Source organism: Ensifer sp. LC11 (assembly GCF_001695835.1).
In the GTDB taxonomy this organism is placed as follows: Bacteria; Pseudomonadota; Alphaproteobacteria; order Rhizobiales; family Rhizobiaceae; genus Ensifer.
The window spans coordinates 228,370-249,629 of the sequence record NZ_MBSO01000034.1 but is presented as its reverse complement, the minus strand read 5'-3'; the positions used below and the strand labels follow the sequence as shown (position 1 = coordinate 249,629).

Here is a 21,260-nt window from a genome sequence, read left to right as displayed (position 1 = left end):
AATCGCCTATGTGGGGCTCAGCCCCCAATCTGCCATCTCCACCAAGGAACAGACCTATGAAGACGCCCATTGCCGCGATCCTCGTTGCGGCCGCCATGCTCGGCGGCGCGTCTGCCGCCATTGCCGGCGGCAGCTACTATGAGGGCGTGAGCTCCACGCCGCTCTTTACCGGACGCGCCGAGGCTTCCGCTGGTGCCGGAGCTTCTGCAAGCTCGGCCAGCCGCGGCGACTACTATGCGGGTATCGACGACCGATCCGTCGACGCGACAGCGACCGGCGCGATCACCAACGGTCACGCCAAGGCTTTCGGCACGACCGACGAAAACGATCAATAAGTCACGCCAGACGGTTGACCGAACAACCCGGTCCCGCCAAGCGGGGCCGGGTTGTTTCGTTTTGGCGTTGCCACAATGAGGTACATTGCCATGACAGAAAAAGTCGAAGTCGCCGAGCGGCTCTTCGAGCTCTATCACTGCGTTCATCGCCTGGTGAACGCATCGATGTCGGAGGAAGGCGTTTCGCTCGCGCGCAGCAAGTTCCTGTTCTATCTGAACACGCTTGGCCCCTGTCGCTGCGCCGACATCGCATCGGCGCTCGGCTTTGCGGCGAGGACCGTCACCGAGGCGATCGACGGGCTGGAGAGGGACGGCATGGTCGTGCGTGAACCGGACCCGCAGGACCGCCGCGCGAAGATCATTTCGATCACCGGTCGCGGCCGGCAGGCGCTGGAAGCCGCCTTGCAGCCGCGTCATCGCACGATCGATGAATTGTTCTCCGCGCTCGACGATTGCGAGCGAACGGAACTCTTTCGTCTGCTTGGCTGTCTGCGCGAGAGGGCGTCCGAGATCGACGAAAACCGCCAGCCGGTTGCCGCTTGACGTTTCAGGCGGCGGCGTGGCCGTAGGTTCTTGTGTGATTGCGGCCGAGTGCCGACGAATAGCTGAGGATGCCAGCACCGCTGCGGGCGCCGACAAGCGCCAGTTCAGCCTGGGTCAGCAGATCGGCGCTCGTCGATGTCGGCTGTACCATGGTGACACCCGCCACAAGCGAGAGAGTCTCGGCGGTATGCGCCCGACCGGGCAGGGCGATCCGCAACTCCCCAATCGACTGCCGCAGACGCCGGGCAATGGCCTCGGCGTTCTCGGCGCTGACATCGCGACAGAGGAACGCGAAGTCCTGCTGGCCGATGCGGGCGACAAAATCATTCCTTTTGATTGACTTGCGAAACAGCGCCGAGAGTTTGGCAAGCGCCTTTGCCGCAACGGCGCCTCCGTGCTGCTCCGCTATCTCGCGAAGGCCTTCGACGGAGGCGAAAAGCAGCGCAAGCGGCTGATCGACATGGCCGGTTTCGAGAATGGCGTCGAGCTTTGCGGTCAGCGCCAGGCGGTTCGGCAGACCGGTGACAGGGTCGCGGGTAAGCGTTCGGCGGCTTTCAGCCAGATCGCCCTCGAATTCGGCGAAGCGCTGCACGCTCGTCTCCAGGACGTGCTGCAGTGCGCCTTCTTCGCTGGTCAATTTCCCGACTGCATCGCGCAACCGCGTCGCGTCACCTGCGAATTCAGAAAGGGAGGCAACGGGATCGGTGGCGAGCCGATCGGCAAACTGCTCGAGTTCGTCCTTGAAAACGCGCTTATGCGCCAGGGCAAGCTTCAGCATGCCGGCGATGTCGGCAAGCGCCTCCTGGGCCGCGGCCCGGGCTCTGTCAGCGGCGAGTGCTGCGTGCGCGACGAGGTGATGCTTGAGGCCCAGCGCGTCCAGGGCATCCTGTTGAGGGTTCGGGCCGAGCGCGGCGAGCTCCGCCGAAAGCTGCGGCAGGCGGCCGGACAGTGCTTCGTAGAAAAGCTCATAGTTGCGGGGCAGGGCAGCGACACCGTGCTTGGCCATCGCCTGTGCCACCTTCAGAATGATCGCCGCTTGCCTTGCCTGTGATCGGCTGGCGTCCGCTGGAACTTGCCTGGTCATTCGGTCATGGCCCCTGGTGACGGTGTCGGAAGTCTGTCTCAAAGCTGGGGTCACTATGGGAAGTCGCATTTAAGGGAGTCTGAAGATTTCAGGCCGCTGGCGTTTCCTGCCCGGTATGGTTGCTGAATTCCAATCATCCGCGGAAAGGCGCAACCGTGCATCGTCGATGCGACCTTGAGTCCTTATTTTAGCCCGTGTTTATACTTGACGCCTTTAGTCACCAATTATATGCCGCGCGACTAAATCGGGCTGTGACCCGGGGTTGGCAGTGGCGGTTAGACGATGTCCCTCTCGTTCATTGGAAATTTGGCGAACTGGGGCGACCGCCCGGCGCTGGTCTTTCCCGGGCAGAGGATCGTCACCTATCGTGAACTTAGCGAGCGGGTCGCTCGTCAGGCGCTCGCCTTCAGCGGTCCGCGCGCATTGGTGTCGATCGAGGCTGAACTGTGCGAGCATGCGATCGTCGCCTATCTCGCCGCTCTGAAGGCCGGGCATGCCGTTGCCATGCAGGCGCCGAGAAGCGGTGCGATCGGATCCTGGGTCGAGGCCTTCGCTCCCGATTATGCCTTTCGCCGTATCGACGCTCGTTGGCGCACCGAGCATCTGCGGCAACACGGCGAGGTGCTGCATCCCGAACTGGCGATGATGCTCTCGACGTCGGGCAGTACCGGTTGCGGCAAGGCGGTCCGCTTGTCGAAGACTAACGTCTCGACGAATGCGGCTTCCATCGCCTGCTATCTCGGGCTGACAGCGGATGATCGCGGCTGTCTCATTCTGCCGCTCCACTATTCCTACGGCCTGTCGGTGCTGAACTCTCACCTGGCGGTCGGCGCCAGTCTCTATGTTCCCGGCGGATCGATCCTCGATGGCGGTTTTCTCGATGGCCTTGCTGCGAGCGGCTGCACGAACCTCTCGGGCGTGCCTTATTCCTACGAGCTCTTGGAGAAGGTGGGGTTTCGCGAGCGCCGCTTTCCGAATTTGCGCTTCATGACCGTTGCCGGAGGGCGGTTGGGTCCTGACGTCATTCGCCTCTACAACGAACAGCTCCGCGCCCAAGGGGGCGCCTTCTTCGCCATGTATGGCCAGACCGAGGCGACCGCGCGCATTGCCTATGTGCCGCCCACCACGCTTGCCGGCAACGAGGACAGGATCGGGGTGGCCATTCCCGGCGGGAGCCTCGTGCTCGAGAACGAAAACGGCGAGCCGATTGACCGGGACGGCGTGGCCGGCGAGCTGGTCTATCGCGGCCCGAATGTCATGATGGGCTACGCGACAACGCGCGACGATCTCTGCCGCGGTACCGAGCTTACCGAGTTGCGCACCGGCGATCTCGCCACCCGCCACCCTGACGGATTGTTCCAGATCGTCGGCCGGATGAAGCGGATCTCCAAGATTGCCGGACTTCGGATCGCCCATGACGTGCTGGAAGTGGCGCTCGACAGGCGCGGCATTGCTGCGGCCGTCGTCGGCGACGATGCCAGCCTCCATGTCTTCTATTGCGGCGGGGGCGATGCGGAAGAGGTCAGGCGTTTCCTGGCCCAGGCGAGTGGCCTGACGCTTGCGCATCTGAAGGCCACGCCGCTTGCCGAAATGCCGCGGCTCGCCAGCGGCAAGATCGATTACAACGCGCTCAACATGGCCGCCCGGCAGGCGGCCGCCAGCGGCGCCGGCGATGCCGGCGGCATCGAGGAACTCTTCGCTCAGGTTTTTTATCCCATGAGGGTGAAGCGAACGGACAGTTTTTTGTCGCTTGGCGGCGATTCGCTGCGCTTCGTTCAGCTCTCGCTTGGCCTTGAAAAGGTGCTCGGAGCGGCGCCGGACGCTTGGGAGACCCTGTCGATCGCGCAGTTGTCGGTTCAGGAGCGTCAGGAAACCACGACGCGGCGGATCGGTACGGATCTTGTGATCCGGGCCTTGGCGATCCTGCTCGTGGTCTTGCACCACGAGACCTTGTGGCCCATCCCCGGTGGTTCGGCGGCGATGGTCGTGCTCGCCGGCTTCAGCCTCGCCCGTTTCCAAATGGGGCCGCTTCTGGCGGGAGACGGCCTGGCAATCCTCCGGCCGCTGGCACAGATCCTGGTGCCCTATTATCTGATCGTTGCCGCCTTTGCGCTCGCCTGGGGCGAAGTGCCCTGGGCTTCGGTCTTCCTTGTTGGCAATGTTGGCCTTGCAACGCCGGAAGCCCGGCAGATGGTGCCCTATCTCTATTGGTTCATCGAAGCCTACTGCCAGATGATGCTCGTCTTCGTCGGGCTCTTCGCGATCCCGCCGTTGCGGCGCTTCGTCTCGGCAAGGCCCTTTGTTGCCGGCATGACCTTGCTGGTCTTCGCCCTTGCCGCCAGGCTGGCTTTGCCGTTGCTCTGGCCGATCGGCAATCGCCAGATCTTCACGCTGCCCTGGATTTTCTATCTGGCCGTCATCGGTTGGTGCGCTGCCGTTGCCGAAGAGGCGCGGCAGCGCCTGATCCTGCTCGTCGCCGGAACGGGCGCTTTCCTGTTCTTTGGCCTTTACGAGGGCGTCTGGATCGGCACGAAGATCAAATACCTGCTACAGATCGCGGTTCTGGCGGTGCTGCTCTATCGACCGCGGATCGCCATCCCGCGTTGGGTGGCCGAACTCATCCTGCCGCTGTCGGCGGCCGGTTTCCACATTTACATCCTGCACCGCTTCGTTCCTGAACTGCTGATATTGCCGCTGCAATCGGCGCTGCCTGCGGCCGTGTTCGCCGTTTTGTCGATCGTTGGCGGTATCGCGCTCGGCATGCTCGCCTGGCGCGGCCAGCGCGCCGTTCTGAAGAAAATGGCCGAGTGGCAGCAACGCGAGGTGCGACCGCTGCGATCGCTTGTCATCGGTGCGTTGCGTTTTCCGCTACGCCCACTGTGACCCGTCGGTTCTGAGGAAATAAACGAGATCGAGCGCCAGCGACGGGTGGCCGAGCGCCGTCAGCGTTGCATGCGCTTGGCCGCGATGATGGGTCTGGTGATTGAAGAAGTGCGCGAGTACCGGTCCGAGCTTCTGCGTTATGACCATCGGATTGGTGAGCGGCGTATAGGTGAGCTTGGCGCCGAGCCGTTCGTCATCCAGGCTGCCGACCCAGGCGATGATGCGCGCGTCCTCCGTTGCGCGGGCGGCGGCAAGGCCCGGAAGGTCATCGTGAAGGAGCGCATCGAGCGCGCTCGGCGCGTCCCCCTCCTGCGTAAAGCGCCTCATCCACACGCGGTCGGCAACAAGGATATGATTGAGGGTCGCGAGCAACGAACCGAAAAAAGCGCCCCGGCTTTCCCGCAGCTCGGCATCGGTCAATTGCGCAGCGGCAGCGTAGATCAGGCGGTTCGCCCAGCGATTGTAGTCAGCGAACATACGAAAATGATCGAGCATCGGTAGTCTCCTTGAAAGAGGCGAATGTAGTCCAGAACCGCATCTCGTTGGCTGATATCAGGTATGAAATTTACTGATTTGATGACGCGCCCGATTTGTCGTTCAACGGGCCGGCAACCGCTCGGGGAATTCGCATGACCAGGAAACTTTATTCGCTCTGTGGGACAGACAGGGCGCGGCCATTCTCGCCACATGTGTGGAAGACGGCGATGTCGCTGGCGCACAAGGGGCTCGGCTTCGAAGTCGTACCGATCGGCTTTACCGAGATTCCGGACGTCGAAAACGGTGCGACCAAGCTCGTGCCGCTTTTGCGTGACGGCGAGCGGCTGGTGACGGACAGTTTCGACATCGCCCTCTATCTGGAGGAAACCTATCCGGAGCGACCGCCGCTGTTTGCCGGCGAGGGGGCAACGGCGGTTGCCCGTTTCGTAGAGGGTTGGTCTCAGACGACGTTGCATCCCGCCATCACCCGCATCATCATCAGGGATATTCACGATCGTCTCGATCCGATCGACCGGGCCTATTTCCGTGAGAGCCGGGAGAAGCGCTTCGGCAAGTCGCTCGAAGCGGTGGCCGAAAGCGGTGCGGCGTCCCTTGAAGGCCTGTCGGAAAAACTCGAGCCCTTGCGCCACATGTTGAAGTTTCAGCAATTCCTGGGTGGTGCGAAGCCGCTTTTCGCCGACTATATCGTGTTCGGAGCGTTCCAATGGGCGCGCATCGTCTCGCCGCAGCGCCTGCTTCAGCCGGGTGATCCCGTTGGCCACTGGTTTGAGCGCTGCCTCGACCTGCACGACGGGTTGGGGCGAACTGTGACGGCCGCGTGAAACCCGCCTGGCCCAAGCCGAATCATCGGCTGGCCCCCTTGTTTTGCGTGGGATTGGCGGCTAATGAACCGCCACTTCTCAAGAAACAAGGGATTTGAGCCAATGGCTATTGAACGTACCTTCTCGATGATCAAGCCGGACGCGACCAAGCGCAACCTGACCGGCGCCATCACCAAGATGCTCGAAGATGCCGGCCTGCGCGTCGTCGCCTCCAAGCGCGTCTGGATGAGCCGCCGCGAAGCCGAGGGCTTCTACGCCGTTCACAAGGAACGTCCGTTCTTCGGCGAACTCGTTGAGTTCATGTCCTCCGGCCCGACCATCGTTCAGGTTCTCGAAGGCGAAAACGCAATTGCCAAGAACCGCGAAGTCATGGGCGCCACCAACCCGGCAAACGCTGACGAAGGCACGATCCGCAAGGTTCATGCTCTCTCGATCGGCGAAAACTCGGTTCACGGTTCGGACGCTCCGGAAACCGCTGCCGAAGAAATCGCCTACTGGTTCTCGGGCACCGAGATCGTCGGCTGATTCAAAATCTTCGTTTCGGGCCGCAATGGCTTGAAATTACAAAGATTTGAACCGGAGTGGAAACACTCCGGTTTTTTCATATCGGACATTTGGCCGTCTCGAAATATTTGGGGGCCTTTCCTCCTATGAAGACCTCCGGATTCTTGTCGTAGGCTGGCCCTTCGACGAGCGCCTTCGCCGGCAGGATATCCTGGTCGATATCGGAGGTGACGGTGGTCTCCAGTTTCTGCAGCGTTTCGCCGGCTGGTCCCTTCACCTCGATGGTCACCGCATAGGGCTTTTCCTTTTTCACGCAGGTCAGATCAGGGCTTTCCAGCACCACTCTGTCGAGCCTGGGAAAGAGCTTGCGCGTCAGGGTGAACGGCGCGCCGCCCACCGGGTTCTCGAAGGTGGCGATGACGACGCTGCCCTCGGGCACAGCTTCCGTCTTCTGAAGCGTGATCGTGTAGACCGCATAGGCGAGACGATAGTTGAAGACGAACATCTTGCCCGTCAGCTTCAGCGGATCGGGGCCGGTCTCGCGCTGGCAGCCGGCGGCCAAGAGCGCCAAGGTGACTGCCGCAAATATTCCGATTGTCCTCGTCATCGGCCCGTCTCCTCCCGGTTGCGGTGGTAGTGGCGCTTGGCCTTACTGCGATTGCCGCAGACAGCCATGTCGCACCAGGTGCGGCTGCGGTTTCGGCTGCGATCGAGAAACAGCCAGCCGCAGTTCGGACAGATTTTCAATCGGTCCGGTTCCGGGTTTGCGGCAAGGCTGAGCGCGGAATGTGCCGTCGCTGCGTCGAGCGGCAGCGGGCCGCCGTGGTGTACGGATCCGCGCAGAACTGCGGCGATCGCTTCAAGCAGGTCCGCCAACAGTTCGGCGCCGGCCTCCGCTGACACCGCGGCGCGAAAGTGCCGGTCGGTCGCCTCGCGCAGGCTCAGCAGCCTCGAACGATTTTCTGCCGCAACGGGGGACAGCCGACCGAAGCGGGCGCTCTCGGCACCGAATCGATTGGCGGCTTCGGCAAAGCTGTCGATCGCCGCGACATCGGCAAAGCGGTCGATGCGGCGTGCCGGATCGCAGCGCAGGATGATGGAATTGGCCACATCCAGCGCCAATGCGCCGCCGGCAAATCGATGGGCAGTCCAGGTGAAGCTCATGCGAAAATCCTAACTGGCAAAATTGATTTTACCAGTTATATTGATCTTGTCACGCTCCGGATGCGCCATGCTCTATTTTCTGCAGCAGATCGCCAACGCCGTCCCAATCGCAGCGCTCTATGCAGCGCTCGCCTTTGGCTATGCCATCGCATTCGCCGTAACGCGGCGGGCCGATCTCACCTATGGGGCGCTCTTTGCTTTCTCGGGCCAGATATTCGTGCTGTTTGCCGACTTCGGCTGGAACCGGCTGTGGCTGGTTTTGCCTGCGGCCATCGGGCTTGGTGCGGTGGCGGCGATGAGTTTCAGCGCGGGCGCCGGGCTCGTTGCCGGGCGCTATGTCATGCGCCCGCTCGCCTTTTCCTCCGCCAACGCCGTCGTCGTGGCGTCACTTGGTTGCCTGCTGGTGCTGATGGAAACGGCGCGCCTTGCTTCTGAGACCCGCAGTCTCTGGCTGCCGCCGTTTCTCAACGCAAACGTCGTCTTCTGGAACGATCCGCGTTTTCCGGTGACATTGACCGTGATCCAGCTTGGCAACACGCTGCTTATGGTGGCGCTGGTGGCAGCCGGGCACTGGTTCCTGACGCATTCGCGGGCAGGGCGGTTCTGGCGTGCCGTCTCGGAGGATCGGGGTGCTGCGGCTCTTTGTGGCGTCGATGCCGCGACCGTCTACATCGTCGCCTATGGCGTAGCGTCGCTGATCGCCGCCTTCTGCGGCATTCTCGCGGCGTCCTATTACGGCAACATGGATTTCGGAACCGGTCTCACCTTCGGCGTCAAGGTGCTGTTCATCGCCGCAATCGGTGGCCAGGCGTCGCCGCTTTATGCCGCCCTCGGTGCGGCCGGAGTAGGTCTGCTGGAAACGTTGTGGAGCGCCTATGGTCCGATCCTCTGGCGCGACTTCGCGATCTTCGGATTTCTGGTGCTCGTGCTTGCGGTGACGCGCAGGGAGAAGGTCATCCCGTAACTTTTAAAATCGCTGGAGCGCGTGGGCGCGCTCCAGCTTTGGTTAATCAGCTGTTAGGCCAGCTGTACGAGCTTCCAAGTAACAGCCTTTCCGCCGTAAGGCGGCATCACGTTGCCTCTTGCGATCGGTGCAGTTGTCGTAGGGTTGCCTACAACTTTCCACACACCGCTTTCCGGGCACTTTTGACCAGTGGTCGCAGTCGTACCAATCGGCATGCTTTTCTCCTTTCTCCCGCCGGCTTGACTTTCCGTCGACAAAAGAACAGCATACCGAGGCTTACTCAAGCACACGGACTCAGAGGGGCGGGTCCCCTTTGGCTGTTCTACAGGGTGAATCAAGTTGGCGCTTGGTTCACCCGAGTAGGCATAATCATCCCTTGAAAATTTGTAGTCAATTCTCCTCCGAAGCAAGGAAGCTTTGGATAACATCATTTTTGAATTGACGAATCTCGCCGGGAAACTAAATTCCAGATTCTCTAGCACCATATCTAGTGGCTTGATCTATTTATAGGCATACATCTGGTTGTCGCGCAAGGCAGCGCGCGCACAATTTTCGAAGAGATGAAACCTGTGAATAGTGGGTTGTCCACAGGACATTAACAGGAAAGCAGCTAGTTTTCCCGAGACCAACGATCTCGCGCGGTGTCGTCCGCATCCTTGGCGCTCACCCAGCCGCCGGTGGTGCCATCACCAAGATGCTCCTTTTTCCAGAAGGGGGCGGAAGTCTTCAGGAAGTCCATGATGAAATTGGCGCCGTCAAAGGCGGCTTGGCGGTGCCGCGACGCGGTGACGACGAGGACGATGTTTTCGCCGGGCACGATCTTGCCATAGCGATGGATGGTGGTGACGGCCTGGAGCGAGAAGCGTTCGACCGCCTCGCGGCAGATACGCTCGATCTCCGCCTCGGCCATGCCCGGATAATGCTCGAGTTCCAGCGCAGCAAGCGTTCCCACTTCATCTCGGCAGAGGCCGGAAAAGGTGACGACCGCACCGACATCGGCGCGGTCAGTCGCGAGCTTCGCGACCTCGGTATTGAGGTCGAAGTCCCCGCGCTGGACGCGCACGCTGACCGGCGCGCTCATGGCCTCAGCCGCCCGTCATCGGCGGGAAGAGGGCGATTTCGCGGGCGCCGGCGATCGGCTCCCTGTGATCGACATGTTCCTGGTTGATCGCCGCGCGGATCACATTTTCATGTTCGAGCGCCGTCTCGTATTCGTCGCCGAGCGTCTTCAGATGCTGAAGCAGGTCGGCGATCGTAACGACGCTTGAGGGAAGATCGAGCGTCTCTTCGCCCTTGCCGATACGCTCGCGCACCCAGGAGAAATAGACGAGATTGACGGTGCTCATTCGTTGACCACGTGCTTGAGGCCGGCGCGGAAATAGTCGTAGCCCGTATAGAGCGTGATCGCGGCGGCAATCCACAGGAGCACGATACCTGCTTCCGTCGTGTAGGGCAAAATCTTGTCGCCGGCAGGTCCCGCCAGCAGGAAGGCGATGGCGACCATCTGGATCGTCGTCTTCCACTTGGCGATGCGGGTCACGGGAACGCTGACCTTCAGCGCTGCAAGATACTCGCGCAGGCCGGAGACCAGGATTTCACGGCACAGAATGATGATCGCGGCCCAGATCGACCAGCCTGCGATGGTGCCGTCGGCTGCGACCAGCAGCAGGATCGACGCCACCAGCAGTTTGTCGGCGATCGGGTCGAGCATCTTGCCGATATTCGAGGTCTGCTTCCAGATGCGGGCGAGGTAGCCATCGAAGAAGTCGGTGATCGAGGCGATGACGAAGAGTGTAACCGCCGTCCAGCGCGCGAAGTCCGAACTGTGCAGCCGCCCTTCGATGAAGAAGCAAAGGACAATCAGCGGCACGATCAGGATTCGGAAATAGGTGAGCAGGTTCGGGATGCTGTAGGCGACGGGCGTGGACATGGATTCGTGTTCTCTGGTTCGTCAGGTACAGAATGACTTTGCTGGCCTGAGGTCAACAGGTCATCGTCGGCAACTGTCATATTTGCGCTATTGCATGTGAACGCCCGGTGAATTGTGACGCCCGGTTGTCATTTCGCCGCGTCATCATGGAAATGTTCGTAGACCAGCCGGGCCACCGTCTCGGAGATGCCGCTGACGGCCATGAGGTCGTTGATGCCGGCGCGCGAGACGGCCTTGGCGGTGCCGAAATGCGTCAGCAGCGCCCGCTTGCGGGTTGGTCCAATTCCGGCGATTTCGTCGAGCGGGTTCTTGACCATCTCCTTCTTGCGGCGGGCACGGTGCGAACCGATCGCAAAACGGTGCGCCTCGTCGCGCAGCCGCTGGATGAAGTAGAGCACCGGATCGCGCGGCGGCAGCGTGAAGCTGTCACGGCCAAGCGCAAAGAAGCGCTCGCGTCCCGCGTCGCGGTCAACACCCTTGGCAACGCCGATCGCGGTGACGCAATCTTCGACATCGAGGTCCTTGAGGATGGCCCGCACAGCGGTCATCTGCCCCTGGCCGCCGTCGATGAGGATGACGTCCGGCCAGGCGGGGAAGGCGCCGTCATCGACAGCCTCGGCGCTCCGATCCGGTTTGCCTTCTTCCTTCAGCAGCCGCGAGAACCGCCGCGTCATCACTTCGCGCATCATGCCGAAGTCGTCGCCAGGCGTGATGTCGGTCGATTTGATGTTGAACTTGCGGTACTGGCCTTTGACGAAACCTTCCGGCCCCGCCACCACCATGCCGCCGACGGCATTGGTGCCCATGATGTGGGAGTTGTCGTAGATCTCGATGCGGCGCGGCACCCGCTCCAGCTTGAAGGTTTCCGAGAAGCCCTCAAGCAGGCGCGATTGCGAGGCGGTTTCCGCCAGCTTGCGGCCATGGGCTTCCCGCGCATTGGCAAGCGCGTGGTCGACGAGATCCTTCTTCTCGCCGCGCTGAGGCACCTGGATCGCGACCTTGTATCCGGATTTCTCGCTAAGCGCCTGGCCCAGAAGTTCCTGTTCCTCCACTGGCTCGCACAAGAGGATCTGCCGGGGACAGGGCTTGTCGTCGTAAAACTGCGCCAGGAACTGGGACAGCACCTCCGCCGTCGGCAGCGACGGGTCGGCCTTCGGGAAGTAGGCGCGGTTGCCCCAGTTCTGGCCGGTGCGGAAGAAGAAGACCTGGATGCAGGAGATGCCGCCCTCGTGGTGGATCGCAAAGACATCGGCCTCCTCGACGCCCGAGGGATTGATGCCCTGGTGGCTCTGGACGTGACTGAGCGCCGCCAGGCGATCGCGGTAAAGCGCTGCCCGCTCGAAGTCGAGGTTCTCGGACGCCTCGCCCATGGCGGCGGCGATCGTCGCCTTTACCGCCTGGCTCTTGCCTGACAGGAAGTCCTTGGCCTCCTGCACCAGTTCCTTGTAGCCCGCATCGCTGACTTCGCCGGTGCAGGGCGCCGAACAGCGCTTGATCTGGTAAAGCAGACAGGGACGCGTGCGGGTCTCAAAGACGCTGTCGGTACAGGTCCTGAGCAGAAAGGCGCGCTGGAGCGAGTTGATCGTGCGCCCGACAGCGCCGGCCGACGCGAAGGGGCCAAAATAGTCGCCCTTGCGGCTCCGTGCGCCGCGGTGTTTGTAGAGTGCCGGCGCCCGGCTGTCGCCCGTCACCAGGATATAAGGGAACGACTTGTCGTCGCGCAAAAGCACGTTGAAGCGCGGCCGGAGGCGCTTGATCAGATTGGCTTCGAGCAGCAGCGCCTCGATCTCGGTGCGCGTCGTCACGAACTCCATGTTCGCCGTCTCGCGCACCATGCGCGCGATGCGGTTGGAGTGGCCGCGTCCCTGGGCATAATTGCTGACGCGCTTTTTCAGGCTGCGCGCCTTGCCGACGTAGAGCACGTCGCCGGTCTCGTTGAACATGCGATAGACGCCGGGGCCGTTGGGCAACAGCTTCACGAAGGCCTGAATGAGCTCCGCGCCTTTCAGCCCGTCCGTTTCGCTCTGATTCTCATTCCATTCGACGGCCGGCGCAGCGCTGTCGCTCTCCGCCACTTCGATCAGGTCATCGTCGTCTTCCGTCTCGTTGCCGTCATAGAGGATGCCGCCGTCTGTCGGCACGCGTCCATTCATTCCACTATCTCCCTGATGTCGGGCGTTTCCCAGGCAAGGTGCTGGCCGCCGTCCAGCGCAATCATCTGCCCTGTGATCGACGGCGTGTCGAACAGAAAGCGGATCGTGCGTCCGAATTCGTCGAGCGTCGGCCCGCGCTTGAGAATCAGTGCCTCGACCTGCGCCTGAAAATCCTTCGGATCCTGCCGCTCGTTCGGCAGCGTCGGCCCGGGGCCGATGCCGTTGACGCGGATGCGCGGAGCGAGCGCTTGCGCCATCGTCCGCGTCGCTGTCCAAAGCGCCGACTTCGATAACATATAGGAATAAAAGCGTGGATTGGGAGACCAGACGCGCTGGTCGATAACGTTGACGATGAGGCCATCAACGCCGGCGGGAAGTTGCCTGGAGAAGCCACCGGCCAGAAGCGACGGCGCCTTCACATGCAATGCGAAGTGCTGATCCCACACCGCCTCGTCGAAGGCGTCGAGGCTGTCCTTTTTGAAAAGCGACGCATTGTTGACGAGGAGATCAATCGGGCCGAGCGCCTGCGTCGCGCGCTCGATCAGCGTCGACGCCATGCCCGTGTCGGTCAGGTCGGCACGAATCGCGACGGCTTTCGCTCCCTTTCGCGAGAGCAGTTCGGCCAGCGCCTCTGCTTCCTCGAATGAGGCATCGGCATGAATGGCGACCGCGAAACCATGGGCCGCGAGGTCCTCAACTATAGCTTTGCCAATCCGCTTGGCGCCCCCGGTGACGAGGGCCGCCTTCAGTGCTTTCTTCAACGTTTCATCCCGCTTTTTCGAATCTCTGAGCCGGCGGATGAAGATATAGGCAAGAAACGCTGGGCTGAAACACTCCCTGACAGTTCCTTGCCGAAAAATTAATGGAATTCGCGTAAATTGTATTATTTTGCGTGCTTATAGTATAGCTTTCGTTAATCTTGAATTATGGTTAACAATTCTCCTGTGGCGTCAAAGCAACATCAAACTTTGGGCATGATTGCGCCACCAAAATTTCACATTTTGGCTCTTGTGAATCCGCATTTGCTGGCCAATTTCAGCTCAACCGGGCGGGTTAATTAAAAGTTGTCCGATGTTTCACTGCGGGACCCCAAGCCCAAGGGGCATCGGTACGAAAAGGAGAATGTTTATGCGTACGCTCACCACCACCCTCATGGCTTCGGCTATGACCCTCATCGCCTTCCAGGCCGCCCAGGCTGCAGACGCGATCGACGAAGTTCCGGCCGCTCCGCAGGCCGAGTACACCGAGCCGGCACAGAAGAACTGGTCGGGTGCCTATGTCGGTGGCACGGCCGATTGGCACCATGGCAAGCACGATGCGACCGGCAACAACACGGCAGCCGGCTTCGGCGGCGGTCTCTATGGCGGCTACAACATGCAGAGCGGCCAGATCGTATACGGCGGTGAAGCCGATATCGGTTACTCCGGTCAGGACTCCACCAGCGGCAACCTGCGCATGAAGCAGGGCGTCAACGGCTCGGTCCGTGGTCGCGTCGGTGTCGATCTGAACCCAGTCCTCGTCTACGGTACCGCGGGTCTCGCCGTTGGTCAGACCAAGGGCAGCATCGGTGGCGCTTCCGACAAGAACACCATGGTCGGCTGGACGGCAGGTGCCGGTGCGGAAACCTTTGTGACCGACAACATCACCGCACGTGTTGAATACCGCTACACGGACTACGGTTCGAAGAGCTTCAACGTCGGCGGCACCAACGTCTCCTCCGGCTACGACGAGCATAGCGTTCGCGTCGGTATGGGCGTGAAGTTCTGATCGGCTACTGCCAGATCAAGAGAAAAGGCCGGGGTGACCCGGCCTTTTTTACGCTTTGAATTTGGAATAGTCGGGGAAGTGTTTCTCGAATTTTGCCGGCCAGTTCTTGAGCTTGGCACGACCCCGCTGCCATTCGCCGGCAAAGCGCAATTCGATGTAGCGCAACATCGCCGCCAGCGCGAAGTGACCGGCATTGAGCTTGGCTCCGGTCTTCGGCAGGTTGTCGTTCAGATGGTCGAGGCTGCGCTCGACCTTCTCCCACTGCCGGTCGATCCACGGCTGGTGCACCTTTTCCGGCGGGTGCGAGCGCTTCTCGTAGACGATCGCAAGCAAGCTGTCGCAGACACCATCGCAAAGCGCTTCGAGAAGCTCGACATCGGTGCGCTTGCCGGCATTCTTCGGGTAGAGCTTGCCCTTGGTTTCGCGGTCGATGAAATGCATGATCGTGCGGCTGTCGTAGATCGACCGACCATCGCTGAGAATGAGCGTTGGAATCTTGCCAAGCGGATTGTTGTCGATCAGTTCCGCAGGGTTGGCGTTGGTATCGGTCAACACGCTTTCGGCCGCATATCCGGCATGGTGCGCCGCCATGCGGACCTTGTTCGAATAGGGCGAGGCGGGCGAATACAAAATCTTCATCAAAGGTCTTTCTCTCATGGGATTCCGTTTAGGGTGCCGGAGGCAAGGAAACGCTGTGCTTCCGGCAGGATTGGCGATCGACCGCCGGGCAGGAGCGGAAATTCAGTGACTTGTCGAAGCAGATCCGGATTTCTTCGAGCCGGTTGCCCTCGCAGGTGACGGCGACGGACTCCTTCGTCATGCCGGGATTCTTGACGGTGAACGCATCTTCAATTCCGGCGACGGCCAAATCGGTTTGCTGCCGGGAAGGGGAGAGTTCTGCCGGCAGCCTCAGCCGGTTCCAGGCCGCGCGGGTCACCGCGAAGTAATCTTCCTGGCTGAGACCGGAACAGGTGCCATGTTTGCGCCATTGGTGGCCGATCAGGCCCATGGACGGGATGAGATCGAGATATTGCCGGCCAAGCGACGACGGCACGCGGTCAGACTGCCGGGTGGGGCAGAAATCCGGATAGCCCTTTTCGTTCTGCGGCCAGAGGCCATGCACGATCAGGCCGCGGTTGCCGCCGATCTCGCATTGGCTGGATTTTCCATCGGGATCGTTGTCGCCGCACCAGGTCGGCGACCAGGAGAGCGAGAGCACGTAGAAATCGAAACCGCTGCCAATCGGCACTGCGGCGGTCGCTTTCGCGTTCTCGGTCGCTACCGGCGCCTTCTCAGTGTTCGCGTCGTTGCAACCGGTGAGGACTGCCGCAACGAAAAGCGCCGGCAGAAGCCGGCGCCAAGTCCGGAGTGATGCCATGGTTATTGAAGCGACGCGCAGTGGGCGCCGTAGACATACCAGGGATCAAGCCCGCCGACGCAGAACTCGATGCTGCGGCCGACGCCGGCAAACCCCCAGGGACGTTCGATGACGTAGAAGAGCGATCGCTGATAGCCGTCCGTCATGACGGCGGTGGCCCGGCAATATTCGCGCTCGACCAGATGGGTCTCGTCGCGGAGTTCCTGCCGGTTCTGTCCCATGTTGCGGATCTCGGCGATCGAGAGATTGGCGTGCAGGTAGTTCGCATCCCGGTATTCGAAGCGGGAGGTGATGAAGCCGAGAACCGAGGCCTCGCTGCAAACCCCTGCGTCGTAAGATTGCGCCTGGCCGCCGCCGATATAGTCGGCGGCTTGGGCGCCCGGCGCCGTGGCGCTGGCGAGGGAAAGCGAGATGAGAAGCTTGGCGGCGAGCGTGCGAGTCATGGGCGTCTCCCTATATCGTCACACGAGATTGCGGTGTGTCGCGCCTGTCCGTCAAGCCCCTCGGGTTGTCTGCTCTTCGCCGCGCAGCCAGAAGCAGCGGGCGGAGGCGAAACGATCCTGCGTCAGTCGTGTTTTCAGGAAAGGCAGCAGCAGGTCGAGTTCGCCCTTCAGGGTGAAGGGTGGATTGACGACAATGAGGCCGGAGCCCGAAAGGCCGGTGGTTTCCCGGTCGCTGCGAACCGAAAGTTCGGCGCAGAGCATCTTGGGAATGTCGAGCGCCTTCAGTGTCTCGTGAAATGCCTTGATCGGCGCGCCCTGTTTTAGCGGGTACCACAGGCAGTAGATCCCACCGGCAAAGCGCCGATACGCGCGTGCGAGGCCATCGGCCAGGCGCTCGTATTCGCCTTCCTTTTCGAACGGCGGATCGACGAGGATCAGTCCGCGTTTTTCCTTCGGCGGCAGATGGGCGCCGAGCGCCAGCCAGCCGTCAAGCTCGGTGATCCGGCTCTGGAAATCGCCGTCGAACAGCCGGTGCAGGGTTTCATAGTCGTCCGGGTGCAACTCCATGGCCGACAGTCGATCCTGCGGACGGAAGAGCATGCGCGCGAGTTTCGGCGAGCCGGGATAATGTGTCAGTTCGGAGCCCGGATTGAGCGCGCGGATGGACGACAGATAAGGGGCGAGGATCGCCGCGATCTCGGGCGGCAGTTCACCGTCGAGCAGCCGGCCGATACCGTCGCGCCATTCGCCGGTCTTCTGCGCTTCCTCGCTCGACAGATCATAAAGCCCGATACCCGCATGAGTATCGAGCACGCGAAACGCCTTCTCCTTCTGTTGGAGATAGGTGACGAGCCGGGCCAGCACCGCGTGCTTCAGGACGTCGGCGAAATTGCCCGCATGGTAGATGTGCCGATAGTTCATGAGCGCCGCCGATGGCCGTGATCAATTGTTGCGATGGGTGAGCGATTGGCTCTTTGAGCCCGTTTGTCGATGCCATATAGAAAAGCCATGAACGTTGCGACCCCCATCAAGTTAGAAAAATCGATCGGTCATTCGGTCTGTCCGCACGACTGTCCCTCGGCTTGCGCGCTCGAGGTCGACCTCACCGCCGAAGGGCGGATCGGCCGCGTGCGCGGCGCTTCCGCCAATACCTATACCGCAGGCGTGATTTGCGCCAAGGTCGCGCGTTACTCCGAACGCATCTATCATCCCGGCCGCCTCATGGTCCCGCAGCGTCGAAAGGGCGCCAAGGGCGAGGGCCGCTGGCAGGAGGTGAGCTGGGAAGCGGCGCTCGACGAGATCGCCGACCAGTTCATCCGCGCCGAGCAGAAGCACGGCGCGGAAGCGATCTGGCCCTATTTTTATGCCGGCACCATGGGCCAGGTCCAGCGCGATTCCATCGAGCGGTTGCGCCACGCAAAGCGCTATTCCGGCTTCTTCGGCTCGATCTGCACCAACATGGCCTGGACCGGTTTCACCATGGCAACCGGCGCTTTGCGTGGTCCCGATCCGCGCGAGATGGCCAAGGCCGATTGCGTGGTGATCTGGGGAACGAATGCGGTCGCGACCCAGGTCAATGTGATGACGCATGCGGTCAAAGCCCGCAAGGAACGCGGTGCGAAGATCGTCGTCATCGACGTCTACGACAATCCGACAGTCAAGCAGGCCGACATGGGTCTGGTGCTGAAGCCCGGCACAGACGCAGCACTCGCCTGCGCGGTGATGCACATTGCCTTCCGCGACGGTTATGCCGACCGCGCCTATATGGCCGAGTTCGCCGACGATCCGGCCGGGCTCGAGACGCATCTCCGCTCGCGCGGGCCGGAATGGGCGTCGGCGATAACAGGCCTTTCGGTCGACGAAATCGAAGCCTTCGCCAAGCTCGTCGGCACGACGCCCCGGACATACTTCCGCCTCGGCTACGGCTTTACGCGCCAACGCAACGGTTCGGTCGCGATCCACGCGGCGGCGTCCGTCGCGACCGTACTTGGTTCCTGGAAGCACGAGGGCGGCGGTGCTTTCCACTCCAACAACGACATCTTCAAGCTCGACAAGCGCGAGCTGATCGGTTCGGCCTTCCACGATCCGGACGTGCGCATGCTCGACCAGTCGCAGATCGGTCGGGTGCTGACAGGCGACGCCGAGGCGCTGCGCAATCGCGGCCCGGTGACGGCGATGCTGATCCAGAACACCAATCCGGTGAATGTCGCGCCGGAGCAGCGGCTGGTGAAGCGCGGCTTCCTGCGCGATGATCTGTTTGTCACCGTTCACGAGCAGTTCATGACCGATACGGCTGCCGTTGCCGACATCGTGCTGCCCGCCACCATGTTCCTCGAACATGACGATCTCTATCGTGGCGGCGGCCACCAGCACATCCTGATCGGCCCGAAGGTGGTCGAGCCGCCATCGACCGTGCGCACCAACCTCTTTGTGATCGAGGAACTGGCCAAGCGTTTGGGCGTTGCCGATCATGCCGGCTTCGGCCTGACGGAGCCCCAGCATATCGACCGGCTGCTTGCCAATTATGGCATCGGCTACGAGGAGATGAAGCGGGAGAAGTGGCTCGACTGTCAGCCGGGATTCGAGGAAGCGCACTACCTCAAAGGCTTCGGTCATCCAGATGGCAAGTTCCGCTTCAAAGCGGACTGGACCGGAACGCCCGCGCCGAACCGGCCACCGAAGTCCATGGGCATTCAGGGGCCGCATGCGGCGCTGCCGGAATTTCCTGACCATGTCGACCTGATCGAGGTTGCCGACTCCGAGCATCCGTTCCGCCTCGCGACCTCGCCGGCTCGTTCCTTCCTCAATTCGACATTTGCCGAGACGCCGTCTTCGATCCAGAAGGAGGTGCGCCCTGAGGTGATGATCCATGCCGACGACGCCGCAGCACTCGGCATTGCCGATGGTGATATCGTTCAGATCGGCAATGACCGCGGCGAGGTGCGCCTGCATGCGAAAATCGGCGGGGGAGTGCGCCGTGGCGTGGTGATCGCCGAGGGGCTGTGGCCGAACGGCGCTCACCTCGACGGCGAGGGGATCAACGTGCTCACCGGTGCCGATGCGGTCGCGCCCTATGGCGGTGCTGCCTTCCATGACAACAGGGTCTGGCTCAGGCCCGCTCCCTAACTTCCTTCATCGAACGCAAATACGGGGATCTTCATGAGCGGCGACCACCAGCATGCGGATGTCAGCAGCACGCCGGTCTCCAGGCTGTGGGCTTCCCTCGGCCTGACCGGCGGCTTCATGCTGGCCGAGGTCGTCGGTGGCGTCCTGACCGGCAGCCTGGCGCTGATCTCCGATGCCATGCACATGCTGACCGACACGGCGGCGCTGGCGATCGCGCTCGTTGCCATTCACGTCGGCCGCCGCCCGTCCGACCTATTGCGCACCTACGGCTATGCCCGCTTCGAGATCCTTGCGGCCGCCTTCAATGCGCTGTTGTTGCTCGCCGTCGCCTTCTACATTCTCTATGAAGCCTGGAAGCGCCTGTCGGAGCCGCAGGAGATTCAATCGGGCGGCATGCTGGTGATTGCCGTCATCGGCCTCCTCGTCAATCTCGCCTCGATGCGCCTCCTGACCAGCCACAAGGACGAGAGCCTCAACGTCAAGGGCGCCTATCTCGAGGTCTGGTCGGACATGCTTGGATCGCTCGCCGTCATCATCGGCGCGGTGGTCATCTGGCTCACCGGCTGGCAGTGGGTGGATTCGTTGCTTGCCGTCGGCATCGGCTTCATGGTCTTTCCGCGCACCTGGGTGTTGCTCAAGGAATGCGTCAACATCCTGCTCGAAGGCGTGCCGCCGGGCATGCGGCTCGCCGATGTCCGTGCGGCGATCGCCGAGGTCCCGGGCGTTGCCTCGGTTCATGATCTTCACCTTTGGGCGATCACCCAGAACCAGCCGTCCCTGACTGCCCATGCCGTACTCGCCGAGGGCGCCGATGGCGAAACCGTGCGCCGGGCGATCGAGGCGCGGCTGCGCGAGGCGTTTGACCTGCACCACACAACGTTGCAGATAGAGCGGGAAGACCGCGCGGCAACGGAACATGTCCACTGATGGCCGAAGCGGCCGGATCGCACTTGCCAAAGAAGGATGTTGCATGAGCACCCATCACGACCCCCGCGTCAGGATCGTCGGCCGCCGCACTTTGTGGCGCGGCTTCGCGCACCTGGAAGAGGTGACCTTCGAACAGCAAATGTCCGATGGCAAGACAGTGACGCTGAAGCGGGAGATCCATGATCATGGCTGCGCGGCAACCATCCTGCTCGTCGATGCCAGGCGGCAAAGCGTGGTTCTGGTGCGCCAGCTCCGGGTTCCCGTGCTGGTGCAGGGCGACCCGGCCTACCTGATCGAAGCGGCCGCCGGGCTCTTGGACGGCGATACGCCGGAAGAGGCGATCTGCCGCGAAGCGCTGGAGGAGACCGGGTATCACGTCCAGGATGTCATCCACATCTTTGACGTCTACATGAGCCCGGGCGCGCTGACCGAGCGCGCGAGTTTCTTCGTCGGCCACATCGACGCACTTGAGAAGCGCGGCATCGGCGGCGGCCTTGCGCATGAGGGTGAGGACATCGAAGTTCTGGAAATCCCTTTCGACGAAGCCTTCGCGATGATCGCATCAGGCGAGATCTGCGATGCCAAGACGATCATGCTGCTGCAATGGGCGAAGCTCAACCGCCAGGAGTTGTTCGCGTAAGCGATTGTTTTAAAAGAATATAATTCATTACGGATATTTCACTTTTTGATCCGTATCGGGTAAGTTAAAGCGCTGATGTCCTCACCATCGACATGGGCGC

23 protein-coding genes are annotated in these 21,260 nt (G+C 61.8%); 10 read left to right on the top strand and 13 right to left on the bottom strand.

Annotated elements, in window-relative coordinates; all coding sequences use genetic code 11:
- Window positions 1–56: 56 nt before the first annotated feature.
- A complete protein-coding gene (locus tag BBX50_RS22455; RefSeq protein WP_065777517.1) occupies window positions 57–335 on the top strand; it encodes a hypothetical protein in 279 nt (92 codons plus the stop codon).
- A gap of 90 nt (window positions 336–425) precedes the next feature.
- Window positions 426–878, top strand: coding sequence for a MarR family transcriptional regulator (locus BBX50_RS22450; RefSeq protein WP_065777516.1), 453 nt, complete (start codon window positions 426–428; stop codon window positions 876–878).
- Window positions 879–882: 4 nt separating this feature from the next.
- On the opposite strand, the gene BBX50_RS22445 is transcribed toward BBX50_RS22450, so the two are convergent.
- Window positions 883–1,962 (bottom strand): diguanylate cyclase, encoded by a 1,080-nt coding sequence (locus tag BBX50_RS22445; protein ID WP_161490845.1) that lies wholly within the window; start codon window positions 1,960–1,962, stop codon window positions 883–885.
- A 282-nt stretch (window positions 1,963–2,244) separates the two neighbouring features.
- Between BBX50_RS22445 and BBX50_RS22440 the strand changes: the two genes are divergently transcribed.
- Window positions 2,245–4,845, top strand: coding sequence for an AMP-binding protein (locus BBX50_RS22440; RefSeq protein WP_065777514.1), 2,601 nt, complete (start codon window positions 2,245–2,247; stop codon window positions 4,843–4,845).
- Here the strand turns inward: BBX50_RS22440 and BBX50_RS22435 are convergent.
- On the bottom strand, window positions 4,831–5,340 hold the full coding sequence (locus BBX50_RS22435; RefSeq protein ID WP_065777513.1) for a DinB family protein: 510 nt from the start codon (window positions 5,338–5,340) through the stop codon (window positions 4,831–4,833). The genes BBX50_RS22440 and BBX50_RS22435 overlap by 15 nt on opposite strands.
- Before the next feature lie 134 nt (window positions 5,341–5,474).
- On the opposite strand from BBX50_RS22435, the gene BBX50_RS22430 reads away from it, so the two are divergent.
- Window positions 5,475–6,164 (top strand): glutathione S-transferase family protein, encoded by a 690-nt coding sequence (locus tag BBX50_RS22430; RefSeq protein ID WP_065777512.1) that lies wholly within the window; start codon window positions 5,475–5,477, stop codon window positions 6,162–6,164.
- 102 nt (window positions 6,165–6,266) lie between these two features.
- Window positions 6,267–6,689 (top strand): nucleoside-diphosphate kinase, encoded by a 423-nt coding sequence (ndk, locus tag BBX50_RS22425; protein WP_034803877.1) that lies wholly within the window; start codon window positions 6,267–6,269, stop codon window positions 6,687–6,689.
- A 76-nt stretch (window positions 6,690–6,765) separates the two neighbouring features.
- On the opposite strand, the gene BBX50_RS22420 is transcribed toward ndk, so the two are convergent.
- Together BBX50_RS22420 and BBX50_RS22415 are read right to left on the bottom strand one after the other, a co-directional pair.
- Window positions 6,766–7,275, bottom strand: a complete 510-nt coding sequence (locus BBX50_RS22420; RefSeq protein WP_065777511.1) for a hypothetical protein — start codon at window positions 7,273–7,275, stop codon at window positions 6,766–6,768.
- Window positions 7,272–7,832 (bottom strand): CGNR zinc finger domain-containing protein, encoded by a 561-nt coding sequence (locus BBX50_RS22415; protein WP_065777510.1) that lies wholly within the window; start codon window positions 7,830–7,832, stop codon window positions 7,272–7,274. The genes BBX50_RS22420 and BBX50_RS22415 overlap by 4 nt, the downstream gene beginning before the upstream one ends.
- Before the next feature lie 67 nt (window positions 7,833–7,899).
- On the opposite strand from BBX50_RS22415, the gene BBX50_RS22410 reads away from it, so the two are divergent.
- Window positions 7,900–8,796: a branched-chain amino acid ABC transporter permease gene (locus BBX50_RS22410; protein WP_065777509.1), complete on the top strand. Its 897-nt coding sequence runs from the start codon at window positions 7,900–7,902 to the stop codon at window positions 8,794–8,796.
- 610 nt (window positions 8,797–9,406) lie between these two features.
- On the opposite strand, the gene BBX50_RS22405 is transcribed toward BBX50_RS22410, so the two are convergent.
- The 5 genes from BBX50_RS22405 to BBX50_RS22385 form a co-directional block, all read right to left on the bottom strand.
- On the bottom strand, window positions 9,407–9,877 hold the full coding sequence (locus BBX50_RS22405) for a molybdenum cofactor biosynthesis protein MoaE (protein WP_065777508.1): 471 nt from the start codon (window positions 9,875–9,877) through the stop codon (window positions 9,407–9,409).
- Between the two features lie 4 nt (window positions 9,878–9,881).
- A complete protein-coding gene (gene moaD / locus BBX50_RS22400) occupies window positions 9,882–10,142 on the bottom strand; it encodes a molybdopterin converting factor subunit 1 (protein ID WP_065777507.1) in 261 nt (86 codons plus the stop codon).
- The gene (gene pgsA, locus BBX50_RS22395; RefSeq protein WP_065777506.1) at window positions 10,139–10,726 is read right to left on the bottom strand and encodes a CDP-diacylglycerol--glycerol-3-phosphate 3-phosphatidyltransferase; all 588 of its coding nucleotides are present in this window, start codon (window positions 10,724–10,726) and stop codon (window positions 10,139–10,141) included. The genes moaD and pgsA overlap by 4 nt, the downstream gene beginning before the upstream one ends.
- Window positions 10,727–10,854: 128 nt before the next feature.
- Complete coding sequence (gene uvrC, locus BBX50_RS22390; protein WP_065777505.1) at window positions 10,855–12,879, bottom strand: excinuclease ABC subunit UvrC; 2,025 nt, start codon at window positions 12,877–12,879, stop codon at window positions 10,855–10,857.
- Complete coding sequence (locus BBX50_RS22385; protein WP_065777504.1) at window positions 12,876–13,640, bottom strand: SDR family oxidoreductase; 765 nt, start codon at window positions 13,638–13,640, stop codon at window positions 12,876–12,878. Before BBX50_RS22385 ends, uvrC begins: the two co-directional genes overlap by 4 nt.
- A gap of 367 nt (window positions 13,641–14,007) precedes the next feature.
- Here BBX50_RS22385 and BBX50_RS22380 point away from each other — a divergent pair, with 367 nt between their 5' ends.
- Window positions 14,008–14,646 (top strand): outer membrane protein, encoded by a 639-nt coding sequence (locus tag BBX50_RS22380; protein WP_065777503.1) that lies wholly within the window; start codon window positions 14,008–14,010, stop codon window positions 14,644–14,646.
- Window positions 14,647–14,694: 48 nt separating this feature from the next.
- On the opposite strand, the gene BBX50_RS22375 is transcribed toward BBX50_RS22380, so the two are convergent.
- The 4 genes from BBX50_RS22375 to BBX50_RS22360 are packed head-to-tail and all read right to left on the bottom strand — an operon-like array spanning window position 14,695 to window position 17,388.
- Window positions 14,695–15,285: a glutathione S-transferase gene (locus tag BBX50_RS22375; RefSeq protein ID WP_065777502.1), complete on the bottom strand. Its 591-nt coding sequence runs from the start codon at window positions 15,283–15,285 to the stop codon at window positions 14,695–14,697.
- A 28-nt stretch (window positions 15,286–15,313) separates the two neighbouring features.
- Window positions 15,314–16,024: a ribonuclease T(2) gene (locus tag BBX50_RS22370; protein ID WP_083213767.1), complete on the bottom strand. Its 711-nt coding sequence runs from the start codon at window positions 16,022–16,024 to the stop codon at window positions 15,314–15,316.
- A 2-nt stretch (window positions 16,025–16,026) separates the two neighbouring features.
- A complete protein-coding gene (locus tag BBX50_RS22365; RefSeq protein ID WP_065777500.1) occupies window positions 16,027–16,467 on the bottom strand; it encodes a hypothetical protein in 441 nt (146 codons plus the stop codon).
- 51 nt (window positions 16,468–16,518) lie between these two features.
- On the bottom strand, window positions 16,519–17,388 hold the full coding sequence (locus tag BBX50_RS22360; protein WP_065777499.1) for a 23S rRNA (adenine(2030)-N(6))-methyltransferase RlmJ: 870 nt from the start codon (window positions 17,386–17,388) through the stop codon (window positions 16,519–16,521).
- 69 nt (window positions 17,389–17,457) lie between these two features.
- On the opposite strand from BBX50_RS22360, the gene BBX50_RS22355 reads away from it, so the two are divergent.
- From BBX50_RS22355 to BBX50_RS22345, 3 genes are read left to right on the top strand one after another with little or no spacing between them, the layout of a single operon-like run.
- A complete protein-coding gene (locus BBX50_RS22355; protein WP_065777498.1) occupies window positions 17,458–19,593 on the top strand; it encodes a molybdopterin oxidoreductase family protein in 2,136 nt (711 codons plus the stop codon).
- 33 nt (window positions 19,594–19,626) lie between these two features.
- Window positions 19,627–20,520, top strand: coding sequence for a cation diffusion facilitator family transporter (locus tag BBX50_RS22350; protein ID WP_065777497.1), 894 nt, complete (start codon window positions 19,627–19,629; stop codon window positions 20,518–20,520).
- Window positions 20,521–20,563: 43 nt separating this feature from the next.
- Complete coding sequence (locus BBX50_RS22345) at window positions 20,564–21,160, top strand: NUDIX domain-containing protein (protein WP_065777496.1); 597 nt, start codon at window positions 20,564–20,566, stop codon at window positions 21,158–21,160.
- Window positions 21,161–21,260: the final 100 nt, after the last annotated feature.